This window comes from Limnobacter sp. CACIAM 66H1, assembly GCF_001601825.1.
Classification (GTDB): Bacteria; Pseudomonadota; Gammaproteobacteria; order Burkholderiales; family Burkholderiaceae_B; genus Limnobacter.
Window position 1 is genome coordinate 1 of sequence record NZ_LUJK01000006.1, and the last position, 20,001, is coordinate 20,001.

Annotated in this window: 14 protein-coding genes and 1 pseudogene; 14 read left to right on the forward strand and 1 reads right to left on the reverse strand. The window is 53.0% G+C overall.

Annotated features, from left to right (window positions below; all coding sequences use genetic code 11):
- The 12 genes and pseudogenes from A0129_RS02820 to A0129_RS02875 all read left to right on the forward strand — a co-directional run.
- Positions 1 to 171: pseudogene (locus A0129_RS02820) on the forward strand (IS21 family transposase); the annotation flags it as partial.
- Positions 158 to 943, forward strand: a complete 786-nt coding sequence (gene istB, locus A0129_RS02825; RefSeq protein WP_291712236.1) for an IS21-like element IS1326 family helper ATPase IstB — start codon at positions 158 to 160, stop codon at positions 941 to 943. The pseudogene A0129_RS02820 and the gene istB, both read left to right, overlap by 14 nt.
- Before the next feature lie 166 nt (positions 944 to 1,109).
- Positions 1,110 to 1,817 carry a hypothetical protein gene (locus A0129_RS02830; protein WP_291712239.1) on the forward strand — a complete coding sequence of 236 codons (708 nt, stop codon included), beginning with the start codon at positions 1,110 to 1,112 and terminating at the stop codon, positions 1,815 to 1,817.
- A gap of 97 nt (positions 1,818 to 1,914) precedes the next feature.
- Positions 1,915 to 2,892 (forward strand): DUF4238 domain-containing protein, encoded by a 978-nt coding sequence (locus A0129_RS02835; RefSeq protein ID WP_291712240.1) that lies wholly within the window; start codon positions 1,915 to 1,917, stop codon positions 2,890 to 2,892.
- Between the two features lie 377 nt (positions 2,893 to 3,269).
- Entirely contained in the window at positions 3,270 to 5,027 is a 1,758-nt protein-coding gene (locus tag A0129_RS02840; RefSeq protein ID WP_291712242.1) for a site-specific DNA-methyltransferase, read from the forward strand.
- Entirely contained in the window at positions 5,018 to 7,645 is a 2,628-nt protein-coding gene (locus A0129_RS02845) for a DEAD/DEAH box helicase family protein (RefSeq protein WP_291712244.1), read from the forward strand. The genes A0129_RS02840 and A0129_RS02845 overlap by 10 nt, the downstream gene beginning before the upstream one ends.
- Positions 7,646 to 7,730: 85 nt before the next feature.
- A complete protein-coding gene (locus A0129_RS02850; RefSeq protein ID WP_291712246.1) occupies positions 7,731 to 8,903 on the forward strand; it encodes an SH3 domain-containing protein in 1,173 nt (390 codons plus the stop codon).
- Positions 8,904 to 8,988: 85 nt separating this feature from the next.
- Positions 8,989 to 9,945: a phospholipase D-like domain-containing protein gene (locus tag A0129_RS02855; RefSeq protein ID WP_291712248.1), complete on the forward strand. Its 957-nt coding sequence runs from the start codon at positions 8,989 to 8,991 to the stop codon at positions 9,943 to 9,945.
- Between the two features lie 380 nt (positions 9,946 to 10,325).
- On the forward strand, positions 10,326 to 12,017 hold the full coding sequence (locus A0129_RS02860; protein WP_291712363.1) for a DNA internalization-related competence protein ComEC/Rec2: 1,692 nt from the start codon (positions 10,326 to 10,328) through the stop codon (positions 12,015 to 12,017).
- A 99-nt stretch (positions 12,018 to 12,116) separates the two neighbouring features.
- Positions 12,117 to 13,532 (forward strand): circularly permuted type 2 ATP-grasp protein, encoded by a 1,416-nt coding sequence (locus A0129_RS02865; RefSeq protein ID WP_291712250.1) that lies wholly within the window; start codon positions 12,117 to 12,119, stop codon positions 13,530 to 13,532.
- A gap of 12 nt (positions 13,533 to 13,544) precedes the next feature.
- Positions 13,545 to 14,504, forward strand: coding sequence for an alpha-E domain-containing protein (locus A0129_RS02870; RefSeq protein WP_040513408.1), 960 nt, complete (start codon positions 13,545 to 13,547; stop codon positions 14,502 to 14,504).
- Positions 14,501 to 15,304, forward strand: coding sequence for a transglutaminase family protein (locus A0129_RS02875; RefSeq protein WP_291712252.1), 804 nt, complete (start codon positions 14,501 to 14,503; stop codon positions 15,302 to 15,304). The genes A0129_RS02870 and A0129_RS02875 overlap by 4 nt, the downstream gene beginning before the upstream one ends.
- A 659-nt stretch (positions 15,305 to 15,963) precedes the next feature.
- Here A0129_RS02875 and A0129_RS02880 read toward each other — a convergent pair.
- Positions 15,964 to 16,731, reverse strand: coding sequence for a 3-hydroxybutyrate dehydrogenase (locus A0129_RS02880; RefSeq protein ID WP_291712254.1), 768 nt, complete (start codon positions 16,729 to 16,731; stop codon positions 15,964 to 15,966).
- Between the two features lie 84 nt (positions 16,732 to 16,815).
- Between A0129_RS02880 and A0129_RS02885 the strand changes: the two genes are divergently transcribed.
- Positions 16,816 to 17,676 (forward strand): alpha/beta hydrolase, encoded by an 861-nt coding sequence (locus tag A0129_RS02885; RefSeq protein WP_291712256.1) that lies wholly within the window; start codon positions 16,816 to 16,818, stop codon positions 17,674 to 17,676.
- Between the two features lie 30 nt (positions 17,677 to 17,706).
- On the forward strand, positions 17,707 to 20,001 hold the full coding sequence (locus tag A0129_RS02890; protein ID WP_291712258.1) for a bifunctional (p)ppGpp synthetase/guanosine-3',5'-bis(diphosphate) 3'-pyrophosphohydrolase: 2,295 nt from the start codon (positions 17,707 to 17,709) through the stop codon (positions 19,999 to 20,001).

Sequence of the window (20,001 nt, forward strand, 5' to 3'; positions counted from 1 at the left end):
TTGGAGTGTGGCAAACCATCGAAGGAGCATGTACTAAACCTGCTGGGACGCTTGATCGAAGAGCCAGCACCCAAGCCAATTCCAATCCCCAAGGGATTAAGGCTGACACTGGAACCGCAAGCGAATGTGAACCGCTATGACAGTTTGAGGAGAGCCCATGATGCAGCATGAAGGGCATGTGAGAATCCTCAAATCCTTGAAACTCTTTGGCATGGCACACGCCATTGAGGAGTTGGGCAATCAAAATTCACCAGCATTTAATCAAGCCTTGCCCATGCTGGACAACTTGATTAAAGCTGAAGTAGCAGAGCGTGAAGTACGTTCGGTGAACTATCAATTGCGGGTGGCCAAGTTCCCCGTATATCGGGACTTGGTGGGCTTTGACTTCAGTCAAAGCCTGGTCAATGAGGCCACAGTCAAACAATTGCACCGCTGCGACTTCATGGAACAAGCCCAGAACGTGGTACTGATTGGTGGACCGGGCACAGGCAAGACTCACCTGGCCACAGCCATTGGCACGCAAGCAGTGATGCACTTGAATCGGCGGGTGCGTTTCTTCTCCACCGTGGATTTGGTCAATGCGTTGGAGCAGGAGAAAGTATCTGGACGGCAGGGACAAATCGCAAACCGCTTGTTGTACGCCGACTTGGTGATTCTGGATGAGCTGGGCTATTTGCCATTTAGTCAAACCGGCGGAGCACTGCTGTTTCACCTGCTATCGAAACTGTACGAGAAAACCAGCGTGATACTGACCACCAACTTGAGCTTCTCGGAATGGAGTCGGGTGTTTGGCGATGAAAAGATGACCACAGCGTTGTTGGACCGACTGACCCACCACTGCCACATTCTGGAAACTGGCAACGAAAGTTACCGCTTCAAACACAGTTCAACTCAGAACAAGAAGGAGGAAAAACAAACCCGAAAACTGAAAATCGAGACATAATTCTGACACCAAGGGGTGGGTCAAAATTCAATGCAAATCCCGGGTCAAATTTGGGTGCAAATCAACACTTTAAAGGGCTACGTAAGGACGGTCGCTATCGTCGTCGCCTAGACTTTTCCCAGGCGCGCGAAATTCTTAACCTTGCTGCACGAAATGCGGGGGCAATGTGATCACTCCTCCTGACTACGAGTTGGCAGAAAAGCAGGCACGCCTGGAGAATGCTGAAAAGTTGCGCGCTAATTTAAACGCGCCAGATGTTATGCACAAAATCCAGAATTGGGCTGTGCGGTATGGCTTGGAGCCCGAGTTTGTTCGGTTTAAGGTGCTAACCGACGACACCTTTGCGCTGCACTTTGTTAAAGACCCGGCAAAGCAGTCGATTCATCAGAAAATTGCTGCCACACACATCAAGAATAAGGTGCCGTACGTCGAAGAATTTGACACGCCACCTTCCGGTGGTGCGAACGCCAAGTATGTCGTCAGGGGATTGGTTGTCGAGGGAAGCACGCTTCACGCAGCCACCAATGATCACGGCAAATCGATCGACTTTTCGTGGTCATACTCCCAGAGTGGAAAGGTGCTGCGTGCATTTGCGACCCATAAATACACCCGGGACGAAGGCGGGGCGCAGGACAATCAATTTGCTGATGTGAAGCGCTTTTTGCGCGAAGCCCAAGCTTGCCGTGATCAAAATACGCTCTTCCTTGCAATTTGCGATGGAAGCTATTACCAGCGTCCTTATGACGGAAGGCACTCACGGCTTCAGGCTCTTGCCGAAGACTTTCCTGGCCAACGTAATGCTGTGTGCTCGCTAGCAGATCTTCCCACTATCTGGGTGGCAGCAGTCAAGGTATGGCAGGGGCAGCTTGCGTGAGGTGGTCCATAACTCGTAGTTCCAGTGCCTGGGTACAATCCTAAAACCGTAAGTCAGAGATCAATGCAGCTGCGATGCCTTGCTAAGATGATCGACCATGAACCAGAAAAAGCGACATCACTTCGTTCCCAAGGCATACCTCAACTCCTTCAAGGATGTCTCTGGGCGGATTCTTGTTTATCGAAAAGACAAGGTTGCCGATCCTTTGACTGTTGCCCCGGACGCTACGCAATTTAGGCGGTATTACTACAGCCAGCCTAAGCCAGACGGAGGCGTCGACAACAACGCATTGGAAGACCTATTTTCGACACTGGAGAGTGGTTGGCCTCAAGTCGTGGAAAAACTTCATCGGCGCGAGAGTGTGCACGATGACCTAGAGCTGATCTTTCAGTTCATAGCGTTGCAGCGGGTTAGAGTTCCCGCCGCTCGAGATCTTGCAGAGGCTGTCTATGCGGCTACGGTAAAGGGGACGATGAATCATCTGGCTAGAGCTGGCAAACTACCGCCTCCTCTAGCTAAGTACCCAGATCTACTGGATAGGGTTACGGTAGCCATCGATCCCCATCAAAGCATTCATGCTATGGCGTGGATGATGAAAGGCATGGAGACTCATTTTGGTCGTATCGGGCTTGTTGCGATTCACAATGCGACGGGACTCCCTTTTCTTACCAGCGATAATCCGGTGGCTTGGTATGACGGTTCCATGGCTTTTGAGCGCCAGGCGCCATACACGATCAAGCCCGACGGACCATTCATCCTTCAGTTTCCTGTCAGTCCGACCCTCGTGCTGATCGGCAGCCCAGAGCACAAGAAAAGCTTCGATGCCCAAGGGTTGCTGTATGGAGAGGCCCCCGACCAGGGCTGGGTGCATTACGTAAACGCCCAAACTTGTCGATTTGCCTATGAGGCAGTAATCGCACAACAACCCGGCCAGGAAGCTTTGATTGAACAGTTTGCAAACGTGGCCCCCGTTCACAAGTCCGTCATGTTGCCAACCGCTACTGGCGAAGCAGTAGTCATGCAACAGGCTTTTGGTCCACGTCCGCAAAAGCCTAAGTGGCAAGGTGGCGACTGACCGTCAAGTTGCATTGTTAAAAAAACAAGATGCCGCCTTCTAAGGCGGCATTTCTGCGTCAGAGGCCTGAAGATTCGTGCCCGGGGCCGCAGAATCCTTGTTTACATGGAAAGTATGTGGCCTTCCTGTAGGAAATGTACTACATTTGCAGTACATGGAATTGAGGACTCACTGATGAAACGGTTAAAGGATGAAACCTTGTCGATTAGGACGTCGAGCGACATCAAGCGTCTCTTGCGTGCCGCGGCGGACAGGGAGCACCGGTCAATCGCATCGATGATCGAGGTCTTGGTCCTTGCCTACGCGGAGACGCATGGGCTCACGGTGACGGAAGACCCGAGGGAACATAATCAGAAAGACAAAAGTTGAGATATTGAATGCCAACATTGAACTGGATTGGGAAAGAGGCTGTTGAAACTCATCACAAGGAGGTGCCATTCCGTTTGTTGGAATCAGTACCTGACCTGTCGTGTGGTGATGCGGAAAGCGGAAATTTGATTGTCCAAGGAGACAATCTCCATGCATTGAAAGCGCTGCTGCCTCGGTATGCAGGGCAGGTCAAATGCATCTACATTGACCCGCCCTACAACACGGGGAATGAGGGTTGGGTCTACAACGACAATGTGAACAGCCCTGAGATAAGGAAATGGCTTGGAGAGGTTGTAGGCAAAGAAGGGGAAACCTTAGATCGTCATGATCGGTGGTTGTGCATGATGTATCCCCGCCTGGTGCTTCTTAAGCAGTTTCTGCGGGAAGACGGCGCAATTTTCGTTTCTATTGATGATAACGAGCTTGGAAACCTGCAAGCTCTCATGCGTGAGATATTTGGGACAGGCAACGAGGTCGCTACCATCGTTTGGGAAAAAGGTAAGAAGGGCGACTCAAAGCTTGTATCTGTGACCCATGAATACATTGTGGCTTTCGCTCGAAACAAGTCTTTACTGAAAGCTCGCAAAGTCAAATGGAGGCGTAAGAAGCCTGGTGTTGAAGAGGTTTTAGAGTTTTATGATGACCTTCGAAAGAAGCATGGCGATGACCACACCATTATCCGTAAGGAGATGATGGCTTGGTATCGCGCGATGCCAAAAACGGATCCTAGGAAGGCGCATAAACACTACAACTGGTCCGACAAGCGTGGCCTCTACTTCGCGGCTGATTTCGCTGGGCCAGATGACGGTCGGGAAAATAGACCTAGATACCCCATACTGCATCCGACTACCCAGCAGCCGTGCGCAATGCCTTCAACTGGGTGGCGCTGGGAGGAAGACACCACAAAGGCGGCTCTAGCCGACGATCCCCCACGAATTCATTTCGGTAAGGACCATACGACTATTCCTAATCGAAAGAGCTACCTCTTCGAGATCGACGAGGAGCCAATGATGAGCGTTTTCTATAAGGATGGAAGGGCTGCGACTCTGGAAGTGGAGTCCTTATTAGGCGCAGGGGCTTTTCCATTTCCAAAGGACTCAGAGGTAATTGCTGATTTGGTTGGGATGGTTACCGAGCCTGGCGACATCGTCTTGGATAGCTTTGGCGGTTCTGGAACGACGGCGCACGCGGTGCTCCGCAAGAACCAACATTTGAAAAAGCCACTAAATTTCATTTTGGTTGAGATCGACAGTAACACGGCAGAAACCAAAACAAGGACGCGGATCAAAAAGGCAATTGAGGGGTATACCCCTCTGGTTGGAAAGAAGAAGACGCCGGTTCCTGGCCTGGGTGGAGGCTTTCAGTATTTCCGCCTATCGGAGGAGCCCTTATTCCAAGCTGATGGAAAAATACGCTCAACCGTATCCTACGACCAGCTAGCGGAATTTGTATGGTTTATGGAGACCGGAGTTGGACTTGCGGAATCTGCGCTGATCAATGCACAACATCGCACCCCCTACCTTGGCACGCACAAGGGGCGGGCTATCTTCTTGCTCTATAACGGTATCCTGAAGGATAGCTCGAAGGACGGGGGCAATGTCCTTAATGGCCGGTCATTGGCTTATCTAAATGAGGTGCTTTCTGGGTTTGATGGACCAAAAGTTGTCTATGGAGCCCGTACTCGCTTCGACAAATCAAAGCTGGCAAAACTTGGCATAACCTTCCACCAGCTCCCCTATGAATTGGCGGTTAAAACATGGTTCTAAATAATAGCCTCAAGGATTATCAAGAGAAGCTCCTAGATGCCTTATCAGGTTTTTTGGCTCGCACTCGGGAGCTCAAGAGTCCTGCGTCTGCATTCGCTGAGAGTACTGCTGCGTTTTTCGGCCATGCGTTGCAATACCATCCACTTCCCGGGGTGGATGACGTGCCTTACGTATGTTTGCGCGTGCCCACAGGCGGGGGTAAGACTCGCATTGCAGGCCAGTCGATCAAACGCGTCAACGAATCGTTCTTAGCCACCGATCACTCGGTGATACTTTGGCTTGTGCCGTCAGACCCAATTCGTGAGCAAACGCTGTACGCCCTAAAAACCAAGGGGGAGCTGCTGCATGAGGACATGCGGGAGCTTTTTGGCTCAGTTCACGTCCTTGACATTGACGAGGCGCTGTACGTCCAGCCAGCGACCCTGAATACCGGCAACACCATCATCGTTGCGACAATGCAGAGCTTCAAGCGCGACACGGCTGATGGGCTTCGGGTATACCGGCAGAACGGAGCGTTGATGCCTCATTTTGAGGGTGCCTCCAGTGCGCAAAAAGGAGACTGCTCACTCCTTGATGTGATTCGACTACGGCGTCCTTACATCATCGTGGACGAGGCCCATAACCAGGGAACACCGCTTGCGGTCGATACCCTGATTCGACTGAATCCCTCATGCATCCTTGAGCTCACCGCAACCCCAGACCGCGCAAGCCAGCCATCCAACGTTTTGCGCAGCGTTTCCGCCGCAACCCTTCAAGCCGAGAATATGCTGAAGTTGCCGTTGGAGCTGGCAATCCATCCGGAATGGCGTGTCTCCTTGACTGAGGCGATCGCTCGCTTGCGACAGCTTGAGAAGGAAGCAGCGGAAGAACAACAGCTCACTGGCGAAGTCATCAGCCCAGTAGTGATGTTGATCCAGGCCGAGCGCAAAGTTCAAGATCGGGAAACCTTCACGCCAGATCGGGTGCGTCAGCACCTTATAGACGATTTCAACATTCCGGCTGACTCGATTGCCATTGCGACCGGCGCTTTGGATGAGCTGAGCGGCAAAAAGCTTGGCGACCCAGATTATCCGCAGTTCATCATCACGGTAGACAAGCTGCGTGAAGGGTGGGATTGCCCCTACGCCTACGTCCTGTTCTCGTTCCGAAATACGACATCGGCCACCGCGGTCGAGCAAGTGCTGGGACGCGTTCTGCGGATGCCGCACGTGTCCAGGAAGCAGCAAGAGGCACTGAATCGAAGCTATGCCTACGTAGTTTCGAACGAACTTGCTGCTACCGTTCAGAACCTCAAGGATGGTCTCGTGCAGAGCGGGTTCGAGAGGCTCGAAACCAAAGATTTGATTCGCACCCAGGATGAGGATGATGGGGAGCTTGGTGGCCTGTTTGCTAACGAGCTCGACCTCACTATTCCCTTACCGGAGGTCGGCGATACGGTTGCGATGCCCGACGAGGACGCGATTGCGGCATTGCCGAAATCAGTGCGAGACAAGATGGAGCTATCCCCGGAAGCTGGCACATTGACGGTGAAAGGATCGGTGACGGCCGCCCAGCTCAAGCAAATTGCGGAAACCTTCAAGCAGCCTGACGTGGCCAAATCAGTTCGGGAGCAATTGGATACTCAGATGGCTGTGAGAGCGGCGCCGCCTGCTCGCCAGAAGACGCCTGCGGAACTTGGTCAGTCTGCCTCTGTACCCCTTCTGACGTTCAACCAGCTAGGTTTCTTTGACGTTTTCGATGAGACGCCGCTTCTTGACGCGGACTGGGAGATTGACGAGTTCGACTGCAAACTGACCGAAGCCGAGTTTGCTCATGACGTAGAGGCGATGCGCCGCGCGTCCTTGAGCATTTCCCAGCTTGAGAGGATTGAGTGCGACGTCTATGACCGGTTGGATAGCCAGTTCGCGCTGTTCGGGCATGAACAAGGCTGGGAGGCTACCGATCTGGTGCATTGGCTGGATCGGAACATCTATTTCCCCTATGCAGATGGCCCTCAGAAAGCGGCCTGGCTGAATGCAGCGGTGGCCTACTTGATGGAGTCGCGCAGCTTCACATTGGACGAACTGGCGTACCGCAAATTCCGGCTCAGAGGTGCATTGGAGCGCAAACTGGTCGCCGGGCTGAAGCTCGCCAAACAGAGGGTCTTTGAGGATTTGCTGGGAGACGATAGCCGGTTCGAGATCCGAGATGAGCACGCAGTGGTGTTCGAGCAGGGCCGGTACGCCTACGACATTCCTTACGCCGGATTTATTCCCTTGAAGCGCCATTTCTTCCCGGTCATCGGGAATCTAAAGGCCAAGGGCGAAGAGTTTGAGTGTGCCGAGTTCATCGCCAACCAACTTGCAGATGTCGAATGGTGGGTACGGAACGTCGAGAAGAAGCCAACTTCCTTCTGGTTGCAGACCGCGTCGGACAAGTTCTATCCAGACTTCGTTGTGAAAATGAAGTCTGGGGTATTCCTCGCTGTTGAGTACAAGGGCGACCATATTGCGGACGGCTCCGATAGCAAGGAGAAAAAGCGGATCGGGGAGCTTTGGGCAAGGCGCAGTGGAGGTCGTTGCCGTTTTGCTTGGGTAGAGAATAAGAACTGGCAGGCGATTAAAGACGCTTTGTCTTGAGCTGGGTGCTTAAACTGTGACGCTTGATATCGGAAAATTAGCTGCTATTGGATCTGTAGGGAGCGTGGCTCGAGAGTTGGCTCGCATGGAAGAAGATCGTGCGAGTTGGCGTAACTCTCTGGCCCAGGCCAATTCGATCTCCAAGCAATGGCAGGAGCTATCGAAGGTTGGCTCAGTGTATGCGCAGCTAGTCAAAGATCTTCAGAGCCCAGCGATGGCTCTGGCTTCCCAGTACAAGGCTCTCTTAGGGGAAGACACAGCCGCTATGCAAACTATTCGACAGTGGCAGGCGGCGCAACAAGAGCAACAAGCGAGTATTCGCAAAATGCTCGAACCCTTGGCCGACATCCGTAAGAGCTTGATAGCTGCTGAGTCAACTCACCGGATGGCCAAGGAGTTTGCAGGGCTTGGGGCCATAACTGAGCAATTCAGGAGTTTGCTAGATCAGACATCCGCCCTGGGTTCAGTGGCTAAGATGGGGGCTTTGCAGCTTGATGCTTCTCATAGCCATGCCAGGGAGATATTCGAGCGCGCCGCTATTGGTTCCAGCCTACAGAGCTATCTGAAAGAATTCGAGCAGGTCAATAAGCAGTGGAAAGTGCCCAATGAGGTGCTGGGGCTGATGGGCTCGCTCAAAGAGCTTCAAGACCAAATTGGCAAGGTGACTCTGCCCGCCATCGATTGGAGTTCAGCCGGGGCGCTCGCACAGCTTCTGGGCAAGGAAGGGCTGGAAGGACAACTTGCACATCTAGGAATTGACCCCGATGGCACGTTGCATGAAGCGGGGGAACTCCCGGAAAAAGGGCTCCTCAGTCGGAAGCAGTCTGACGCGCTGGCTATATTGAGTCTGCTCTTGACCTTCCTAATTTTTATTTATCAAGAGTCATCCAGTCAGCAGGATAAAAGGAAGACTGAGGAATTTCAGACCCAAACCTCTCAAATCCTGGAGATTCAAGCTAATCAGATCCGTAGTCTCACGGTCCTTCTTGAGCGGGCGCTAGTCGCCGCTGCTCAGGCGCATGATGAGCGATTTGTTGTTAGGGAGAGAACCGCTACGGTGCGCTCAAAGCCCGAGCACGGCGCTGCGGTGGAAGGTAAGCTTCTACCTAATGAAGTCGTGAAGGCGCTGGATAAAAAGGGAAAGTGGATTGAGGTTGAGTACTACCACTGGCTGCACGAGGAATATAGAACGGGTTGGGTTTTAAAGAAGTACCTGGAGCGCGTACCGGCGAACTATTCTCAGGCGAGAACACCATAGGGTGCATCCGAGCGTTTGCCGAGTGTGTGCATTTGCGTAGACCAATTCACAGTGGGTGAGCGCGTCGGCTAGAAAAGGAAACAAGATGCAGGCTTATGCGTATTTTGAAGCAATCGAACAGGAAATCATTCAACTGTTGGCTCGCGCCCAGATTAGTGTGCGCATTTGTGTGGCATGGATTAGCCCTGCGAAGTTCCAGCCGATTTTTTCCACTTTATCTTCACGAGGGGTGAAGATCGATCTGATCTACAACAATGATCACATCAACGCGCGCTCGGGCGTAAACCTAATGCATGGTGTGCAGTTGCATGCGAGAAATGCTAGGCGCAACGCGCTCATGCACAACAAGTTTTGTATTATCGACGAGCACACGGTGATTACCGGGAGCTACAACTGGTCAGGAAATGCAGCGAATCATTATGAAAACGTCGTAGTGATTCAAGATAATTTCAGCCTGGTTAAGGACTATCTGCATGAGTTTCACGATTTGCGGGACCTTGACAGCCAGCAGACGCCGGAATACTGCCCTCACTGCCGCAGCGTTTTATTCAACGTGGTGGTATTGGGCGAAGAGTGGGGAAAGTACTCGGAAAGCCAGGTGGATATTTGGAGCATCTGTGTCAGCAATATGCACGCAACCCATAGAGGCTTGATGTATGAACAGTTCCTTGAGGCTCGATTGGGTTTAGACGATGAGCATGACTTTCCAGGTGACTACAGCATGGAGGATCGTGAGAGTATGCTCACGTGTTTTGCTCGTGAACGTGCCCGAATAAATACCGCACAGCAGTACGCAGCATGGCGACAAGTAACTGATCAAAATGGCCAAGTGCGTTCGATAAAGCTTCACGCCGTAGGGCGAGTGATGATGCAGAACTTCAACGAAGTCAACAAAGGCTATTCCGACGTTGAGGAGTGGGGGTTGGCGATTGGCTGGCGCGATCGTTGGATGCGTCGCCATATTCCACAATGGATAGATTGCTGGGAGGGTACTATTTCCGAAATCATCGATAGTCAGCGAGGTGGTGGCCCTATTTGGTGATAGTCCATCGCCCAGTTGTAGGCGGATTGGCCTGGTGCCGTGAGCACGTGTTAGGAACGGAAGACGATCTCTTTCTAGGCCAGAACTTTAATGTCATGCCCGAAGCTGGAACAGTACTTATTGTCATATCCTCGCAGATTTGCTTAAGAAGCGAGCAAAACTTACGGATTTGTTCGAGGTGCGATCAGGGCAAGCGGCCAACCGGTAGCCAAGCGTCCGTTCTAGCCCTATCGGCAAAATTGTCGAAAAAGGCCGCGTAGCAAGGCGGACCAGAACTTTAATGTCATGGCGGATCGGCTAAAAAGCCGTAGTGGACCAGAACTTATTGTTACAACGGCGCCAAAACAGAACTTATTGGCACAGACCAAGACTTTAATGTCATAGACCACCCAGAGGATCGGGAAATGTTCAGTGCCACTGGTATTGCACATTTGGTTGCCATTTCCGGTTTGCACATTACCCTGTTTGCGATGCTTGCAGGCAAACTGTTTGGCGCGCTTTGGCGTCGATCAACCCGGTTATGCCTTCGCGTACCGGCCCCTTTGGCAGGTAGCGCATTTGGATTGCTGTTTGCGGTGTTGTATGGCCTGGTTGCAGGCTGGGGAGTGCCAGCCCAACGCACGGTGTTCATGTTGTTTGCGTTGTTTGTTGGACAAGTACGTGGTGGCATGCAAAGCAGTTGGGACACCTTTTTTCTCGCCTTGTTTTTAACCCTTGCCTTTGACAGCTGGGCTGTGCTGGATGCAGGCTTCATTCTCTCCTTCGGTGCAGTGGTAGTCCTTATTTTCATCACGCAAGGGCACTACCACTTCATCAAACCGAAGCATGAATTCATCGCCAACGCGGTGAAAGCCCAATACACGGTGACCATCGGATTGATCCTGCCCTGCGCGATGCTGTTTAACCAGCAGTCGCTAATTAGCCCCTTGGCAAACGCCCTGTCCATTCCGTGGATGAGTTTCGTGAGTACGCCACTGGCTCTGATCGGTGGGCTTACACAACAGCCCGTGTTGCTCTCGCTTGCGGGCGACAGTCTTTCACTGCAACGCGATTGGCTTGTGTACTTCAATGAATTGAGTTGGGCTACTTTGCCAATACACAACCAGCCATGGTGGGTCAATGGCCTGGTGGGCTTGGGTTGCCTGATTTTGATTTTGCCTCGGGGGCTGATCCCAAGGTGGGCAGGAGTCACACTGATTGCCCTGCTGGTGCTTCCACCGCCAAGGCCCGAACACCATGATTTCTGGATGACCTTGATGGACGTCGGTCAAGGTACTGCCATCGGCATTCAAACCCAAAACCATCTGCTGATTTACGATGCAGGCCCTGCGTTCAACGCGCGTGCGGATTCGGCCCGGCGTGTAGTGCTGCCCTGGATGGCAGCGCATGGTTATCGGCGGGCCGACATGTTCATGCTGTCGCATGATGATGCAGACCATTCGGGCGGCGCACCCCTGCTGCTACAAAAGGCACCGCCCGTACAGTTCGCGTCCTCGATCGACAAACAACACAGCTTAAACCAGCTCGCACAAACCCTGAAAAGCGACATAGCGCAATGTCACAAGCTCAAGCCATGGACCTGGGATGGCGTCACTTTCACCCCCATCAGGCTTGATACACCTGCTCATTCAAATCGAAAGTTATTGGCCAAGAACAATCAAAGTTGCGTGTTAAAAGTCAGCAATACGAATCACAGCGTGCTGCTGACCGGCGACATCGAAGCGATTTCAGAAATGGCATTGCTAACCCAACACGGCGCAAATGCCTTGAGATCACGTGTTCTGATTGTGCCGCATCATGGCTCCAAAACCTCGTCCACCATGCCTTTTCTTCAAGCAGTTCGGCCTGAATATGCACTGATACAAGCTGGCTGGGACAACCAGTTTGGTCATCCGCACAGAGCCGTGATTGAACGATACGAGGCGATGGGCGTCCAATGGTTCAGCACCGCCCAAAATGGTGCAATGAAATGGAGGTTCAACCACCTGAACTTCCAACCTGATGTGGACGATGCACACGCGCTACGTCGGCGCTACTGGCACATGCACGAAAGCGGTGCAAAAGGCCGGTAAGACTGTTAACTTTATGACTGTGCGCGACACAATCAGCCCGCGTGCGCTTGGCATGCTTCTTGTTACTTCATCACTACACAGAACAGGAATAATCAACTTATGTCACCAACACCCTTCGACGAAATGTACACGCCAAGCGGTGAGGTTCGCCCGCATTATCAGGATTTTTCGCGCTGGCTGGAAATGCAGGCTCCCGAGAAGCTGCAGAACAAACGTGCTGAGGCGGACCTCATTTTCAGAAGGGTAGGCATTACCTTTGCCGTTTACGGCGAGGAATCGGGCACTGAGAGGTTAATTCCATTCGATATTGTGCCGCGGGTAATCAAAGCGTCCGAATGGAAAACACTGGAAGCCGGTTTGCGCCAACGTGTTCAAGCCTTGAACATGTTTTTAAAAGACATTTACAACGAACAAAAAATTCTGGGCACTGGGCTTATTCCGCCTGAGCAGATTTTCAACAACGAGCAGTATCGCCCTGAAATGCAGGGTGTGAAAGTGGCCGGCGACATCTATGCCCACATCGCTGGTGTGGATGTCGTGCGCGCTGGGGAAGGCGAGTTCTATGTGCTCGAGGACAATCTGCGTGTGCCGTCAGGCGTAAGCTACATGCTTGAAAATCGGAAAATGATGATGCGCCTGTTTCCGGAACTGTTTGCACGCAATCGCGTGGCCCCGGTTGAGCATTATCCCGACAATCTGCTTGAAAACTTGCGTTCAGTTTCACCCCAAAACAGCAGTGACCCCACGGTGGTGTTACTGACACCGGGAATGTACAACTCAGCGTATTTCGAACATGCATTTCTGGCCCAGCAAATGGGCATTGAACTGGTGGAAGGCAAAGACATGTTTGTGGATGAGGAAGTGCTTTACATGCGCACCACACAGGGTCCCAAACGTGTTGATGTTATTTACCGCCGTTTGGATGACGATTTTCTCGACCCACTGGCATTTCGCGAGGATTCGCAATTGGGCGTGCCCGGTCTGCTTTCCGTATACCGCGCTGGCAACGTAACTCTGGCCAACGCAATTGGTACTGGCGTGGCCGACGACAAGTCAATTTACCCCTATGTGCCCGACATGATTCGCTTTTATTTGAGCGAAGAACCGATTATTCAAAACGTACCCACCTGGCAATGCCGAAAACCTGACCACTTGAAAGAAGTTTTGGCCAAGCTACCCGAGTTGGTTGTGAAAGAAGTGCACGGCGCAGGCGGATACGGCATGTTGGTGGGCCCGGCCTCTACCAAGGCGCAAATTGAAGACTTTCGCCAGAAGCTGATTGCAGACCCTGCAAAATTCATTGCCCAACCCACTTTGGCCTTGTCAACATGCCCAACTTTTGTAGAACAGGGTCTGGCCCCTCGCCATATTGATCTTCGGCCCTTTGTATTGTCGGGCAGCAAAGTCAGCCTGATCCCCGGTGGACTAAGCCGCGTGGCACTGCGAGAAGGATCGCTTGTGGTGAACAGCAGCCAGGGCGGCGGCACCAAAGACACCTGGGTACTGGAACGATAAGGAGCAAACAAGATGCTGAGTAGAACTGCTGACCATTTGTTCTGGATGGCCCGTTACATTGAACGCGCCGAGAACACCGCCCGCATGCTTGATGTGAATGTACAAACCGCCCTGCTCCCGCAGGACCCTGAGAATGCAGAACAGGGCTGGCGAGCCATGCTGTCGATTTGCGAGTTAACCGAGGCGTTTGCTCAAAGGCACGATGAAGTCAGCGCCGAAGCGGTAATCGACTTTATGGTAAAAGACCCCAGCAACCCTTCCAGTATTTACTGCTGCCTGCAAGGTGCGCGGGAAAACGCACGCGCAGTGCGCGGGGCGTTAACGACCGAAGTTTGGGAAACCAACAACACCACATGGCTTGAACTAAAGAAAGTATTGGCTGACGGCACGGTTGAACGCGACCCCTCTGAGTTCTTTGAGTGGGTGAAATTTCGCAGTCATTTGTCCCGTGGTGTCACCATTGGCACCATGTTGAAAGACGATGCATTCCGGTTCATTCGCTTGGGTACGTTTCTGGAACGTGCAGACAACACCGCACGATTGTTGGATGTGAAGTTTCACAGCATGCCTTTTAGCCCCTTGGCCAATTTGAGCACTGCTGACCCCCATGCCGATTATTACCACTGGGCCGCCATTTTGCGCTCGGTGTCTGCTTTCGAAACATACCGAAAGGTATACCGGGATGTAATCACACCCGACCGCGTTGCTGAATTGCTGATTTTGCGAGATGACATGCCTCGCTCTCTGTTGGCCTCATTGAATGAAGTGTGTGCCAACCTGGAAATGATTCGGAACGATTACTCGGCCAACACAGAGCGTCGGGCAGGCAAGCTTCGCGCTGAGCTTTTGTACAGCCAAATCGACGACATTCTGCAAATGGGTTTGCATGCCTACCTGACCAACTTTCTTGAACGCGTCAATGATTTGGGCAACCGGATCAGCAAAGATTTCCTGGTACCACTTGAGGCATGAAACTGCGCATTCAACACCACACCACCTACCGTTACACCTGGCCCGTGCTGTACAGCATTCAGCACGTGCGCCTTACCCCGCAGCAAGACGACAAACAACGTATTGTTGACTGGAAAATAAGAACACCTGCAAAACATCACAGTGCCTGCGACCATCATGGAAACTCGGTGCAAACATTCTCGGTGAACCAGCAGCACAGGGAACTGACGGTGCAGTCCTATGGCCATGTAGAAATTGATCCACTCGATGATGGTTACGTGCCCCTGCAGCCATTGTCGCTCAATCCATTGGTGTACACCCCCACTACGCCGCTTACGCGTTTCAGTGATGAAATGCGTGAATTCGCGAGTTTTGTGACGGACAAACACATTCCTTTTACCCACAGGATATTGACTCTGGCCCATGCAGTGGCGGACCGTGTTGTGTACACCAAAGGCAGCACCACCGTGGCTGATTCGGCGATGCAGGCGTTTGAAAATGGACAAGGTGTTTGCCAGGACCATTCTCATGTGATGCTGGCGTGCCTGCGTGCACACGGCATTCCTGCGCGATACGTGAGCGGCTACTTTTTCAATCCCAATGTGGAACAGCACGACAGCCACGCTTGGGTCGAAGTATTCGATGAAAAACGGCAGCAGTGGCTAGGGGTGGATGCAACCCACAAATCGTTGGTGCAGGGTAATCATTGCCGCTTGGCAGTGGCCAAGGACTTCACAGGTGCGTCTCCAATTCGTGGCATTCGCACCGGGGGTGGGCAAGAGACCCTTGACGTGCAAGTAAGCATTGAACGGGTTGGTTAAATCGCCAGCTGTTTTATTGCCCAATCGGCTTGGGTTCCGATCTCTCGCCAGAAAACCTGTATTTCCCTTTTTGATATTCACCCTGACTCACCTCGCTCGGCAAAAGGGCGGGCCGAGTCTCGGTGCCGGCCTAAGGCCGACCGTGGCGGGTGAATTCAAACGGGCAGGTTTTCTTGAAGGCGAGGCGATCGAAACACCGCCGCCGATTGGACGCGCTAAACACAGCTGCGAGTTGCGTGGTGAGGGAGATACGCCAGTGCCGATTGACCATTGAACACCGCCGTGAGTCGCTCGGGGGTGGCGAGGCGCTGCACCGGAGCGCTGGGCGCTGAACCTGCAGATGGGCGCACTCTGCGGGTTTAAGCCAACTCGGCATTGGGATTGCTTGGGACGCACTTCAAGAAAACCGCCCCGTTTGAGTGGATTCGCAGCGCTCGGCCACAAGCCGACACCGAGACTCGGCCCGCCCTTTTGCCGAGCGAGGTGAGCAAGAATCCATTCAACAAGGGACTAAGCGGTTTTCTGTGCGATACAAGTAACCCATGCCGAGTTTGCCAGAAACAGCAGCGGTGACCCTTCAAGTTCAGCTCCCAATAAACCAGTCCCGTGCGGAACAAGTAACCCATGCCGAGTTCAGCAAATAATCGTAGTGGCGACGTTTACTGCGCCACCCACCCGCCGTCCATGTTCCACGCCGCGCCCCGCACTTCCTGCGCATCATCGGAACACAAAAACACCACCAAACCACCCAACTGCTCTGGCGTTACAAACTCTTGCGAAGGTTGTTTTTCACTCAACAAACCCACTTTGGCCTCTTCGACAGAGACACCTTCCCGAACCGCACGTGCATCGACCTGTGCCTGCACCAATGGTGTTAGTACCCAGCCTGGGCACACTGCGTTACAGGTGATGCCGGTTTTGGCATTTTCCAAAGCGACTACCTTGGTCAGCCCCACGATACCGTGCTTGGCTGCGACGTAGGCGGACTTGTTGGCCGAGGCCACCAAACCATGGGCCGACGCAATATTCACAATTCGTCCCCAGTTGCGTGCCTGCATTCCCGGCAACACCAAGCGAGTGGTGTGAAAGGCCGCACTCAGATTGATGGCGATTACCGCATCCCATTTGGCAGGATCAAAACTTTCAACCGGGGAGACATGCTGAATACCTGCGTTGTTCACCAGCACATCCACTTGGCCAAACAACTGCTCAGTGCTGTTGACCAAGTCTTCCACTTCGGCCACTTTGGTTAAATCGGCTCCGTGATAACCCACTTTCACACCGAACGCTGCAACGCTTTGTTTGGCTGCCTCAATTTGCTCAGGTGTGCCAAAACCATTCAGCATCACATTCACACCCTTGGCCGCCAAGCGCTGGGCGATGCCCAACCCGATACCACTGGTTGAGCCGGTGACCAACGCATTCATGTTCTTAAAATCCACGGATGAACCTCTTTCGATAATGAAACTCTGAAATACTGATTAAAACAATTTCATGGAGGGTATTGAACAATGCTGACAGCGCGCTTGCACACTGTGCAATGGTTAAGTCCACATGGTTTACACAAATTAGCCTACCGCGAATGGGGCGATCCCGACAACCCACATGTGTTGTTGTGTGTTCACGGCTTAACCCGCAGCAGTGCTGATTTTGAAGCTATGGCCCAGGACCTTGGAAAAGACCTGCGCGTGGTGGCTGCCGACATGCCCGGTCGGGGAGCCTCAGATTGGCTGCCCGATGCTGCCCTGTACGGCGTGCCCACCTACGTGGGTGCCTGCGTGGCCCTGGTCGCCCGCTTGAATGCCGGTACGCTGGACTGGTTTGGCACTTCGATGGGCGGCCTGATCGGCATGGCTTACGCAAGCTTGCCCAACAATCCGATTCGAAAACTGATACTGAACGATGTCGGCCCAAGTCTGAACTTTGGCGCGCTGCAGCGCATTGGAGACTATGTGGGTAAACCTGTTCGATTTCAAACACTTGGGGAGGCAAGACAATACATTCGCGCCATATCGCAACCTTTCGGTCCACACACCGAATCGCAATGGAATGAATTGTGCGACTCGGTACTGGTCGAAAAAAACGGACATTGGCAACCCCACTACGACCCAGCGATCGGCCAAGCGTTTCAAAACCTGTCAGAATCCACCACCTTGCTGCATGAAACAGCCCTCTGGGCTGCATTTGACGCCGTCAAGGCCGACACATTGGTGGTGCGCGGAGAACACTCTGATCTTCTGTCAAAACAGACCGTGGCGGAAATGAGTCAACGTGGCCCCAGGCCACGCGTTATCGAGGTGCACGGCGTTGGCCATGCCCCTACTTTCATGCAGAACGAGCAAATTAATATTGTTCGCGATTTTTTGTTTTAAACTGGTCTTAACGAATCCACCCAAATACACATGGTTTCAGTTTCATCAACACTGGGCTCCGAGAAAAACGGCGGCGCTTCTGCGCCAGCCCTGGTGTTGTTGAACAAATTTGACGCGGCCCGGGTTGAAGAAGCACTGAATTACGCACGACTTCACGCAGCTGACCATATTCTGGATACTCAAGAACCCGCTATTCAACACATGTTGGCTGTGGCTGACCTGTTGGCGGAGTTGCGCGCCGATGCCAACACCCGCATCGCAGGCGCCCTGGGGCCATTGGTGTTTTTTGACAAACACCTTGAAAGCCAGATGGAGAAAAAGTTCGGTGATGAGGTGGGCCGCATGCTGGCCAGCCTGCGCAAACTTTTCAAAATGCGATCCATGGTAGGGCCCAGCGCCACGCGCACCACTATTGAAACCCTGCGGTGGGCCGACCAAATTGAAACCTTGCGCAAAATGTTGCTGGCCATGTCCACCGACATTCGCGTCATCATGATTCGTTTGTGTTCCCGACTCCAAACCTTGAGGCACTTTACCAGCCACGAGGACATCAAAAACGAGAAAGGCCCTCTTTGGCCATATGCGGTGTCGCATGCGCAGGAAACCCTCGATCTCTATGCCCCCCTTGCCAACCGTTTGGGGCTGTGGCAGTTGAAGTGGGAACTCGAAGATTTGTCGTTCCGCATCTTGCAACCCAACACGTACAAAAACGTGGCCAAGATGCTGGATGAAAAACGCGTCGAACGTGAAGCATTCATTGAATCGGCCATGGCCAGCATCAAGGAAAATTTGTTGCTGGCTGGCATTCATTGTGAAATCAGTGGGCGCCCGAAACACATTTACAGCATCTGGAACAAGATGCGAGGCAAGGGTATCAGCTTCGACAAGCTGTACGACGTGCGTGCATGCCGTGTGATTGTAGACACAGTCGATGACTGCTACACCGCATTGGGCATTGTCCACAACTTGTGGACTCCCATCCCTGAAGAATTCGACGACTACATCAGCAAGCCCAAGCCCAATGGCTATCAAAGCCTGCACACCGTGGTGCAGGACGAGACAGGCAAAACGCTGGAAGTGCAAATTCGCACGGAAGCCATGCACCAGTTTGCTGAATATGGTGTGGCGGCGCACTGGCGATACAAAGAATCGGGCAAAGACGGCTACACCGGCGAAAGTCGAGCCGAGGGCCAGTTTGAAGAGCGTATTGCCTTGTTACGCCAACTGTTGGCCTGGCAAAAAGACGTCACCGACACCATGGGTGAAGCCAGCGACTGGGCGCAGGAAATGAAAACCAGCGCGCTGAACGACCGGGTATACGTATTCACGCCACAGGCCAAGGTCGTTGAATTGCCCACCGGCAGTACGCCACTGGATTTCGCCTATCACGTGCACACTGAATTGGGCCATCGTTGCCGCGGTGCCAAGGTCAACGGGCAAATGGTGCAACTGAACACGCCCCTGGACAATGGTCAAACGGTTGAAATTGTGAGTGCTCGCGGCGATGCGGCCACCGGTCCCTCCCGCGACTGGCTGAACCCCACGCAAAAGTACCTGATCAGCCACCGCGCTCGTCAAAAGGTAAAGCAGTGGTTCGCCCAGCAAGAACGCAAGGAAACACTTGAACGCGGCCGTGCGATTGCTGAACGTGAACTGCAACGCATCGGGCAGACCGCACAGAACCTCGAGCTATTGGCCCAAAAGTTGGGCTACGAAAAACCCGATGATTTGTATGTCGCGTTGGCTCGTGAAGAAATACGGCCCCGCGCCATTGAAAACGCCTTGCGCGCCGACCTGCAACCTGCCGGGCCATTGTCAGACGAAGAGCAGGTTGAGTTACTTAACAAACGCAAACCAGGCTCGTTGGGTAACTCAACGGGCAAGGAGTCCGGTGTGCTTGTCGTCGGTGTCAGCACATTGATGACCAACCTGGCGCGATGCTGCCGCCCTGCCCCACCCGATCCGATTATTGGTTTTGTTACCCGCGGCAAAGGTGTGTCCATTCACCGGCTTGGTTGTTCCAACCTGGCCGAGGTAATGCGTCGACAACCCGAACGGCTGATTGAAACCACCTGGGGAGAGTCCTCGGGCTTGCACTACCCCGTGGACATCGCAGTAACCGCGAACGACAGGCAGGGTTTGCTGCGCGATATCACCGAAGTATTTTCAAAAGACAAAATCAATGTGATTGGCGTACAAACTGAAACACAACGCGGCATTGCCAAAATGCAATTCACCGCCGAGGTGAGCAGTGGTGAGCAGTTGCGCGGAGCACTGACTCACCTGCTGGAAATCAACGGTGTATTTGAAGTGCGGCGGCGTTAG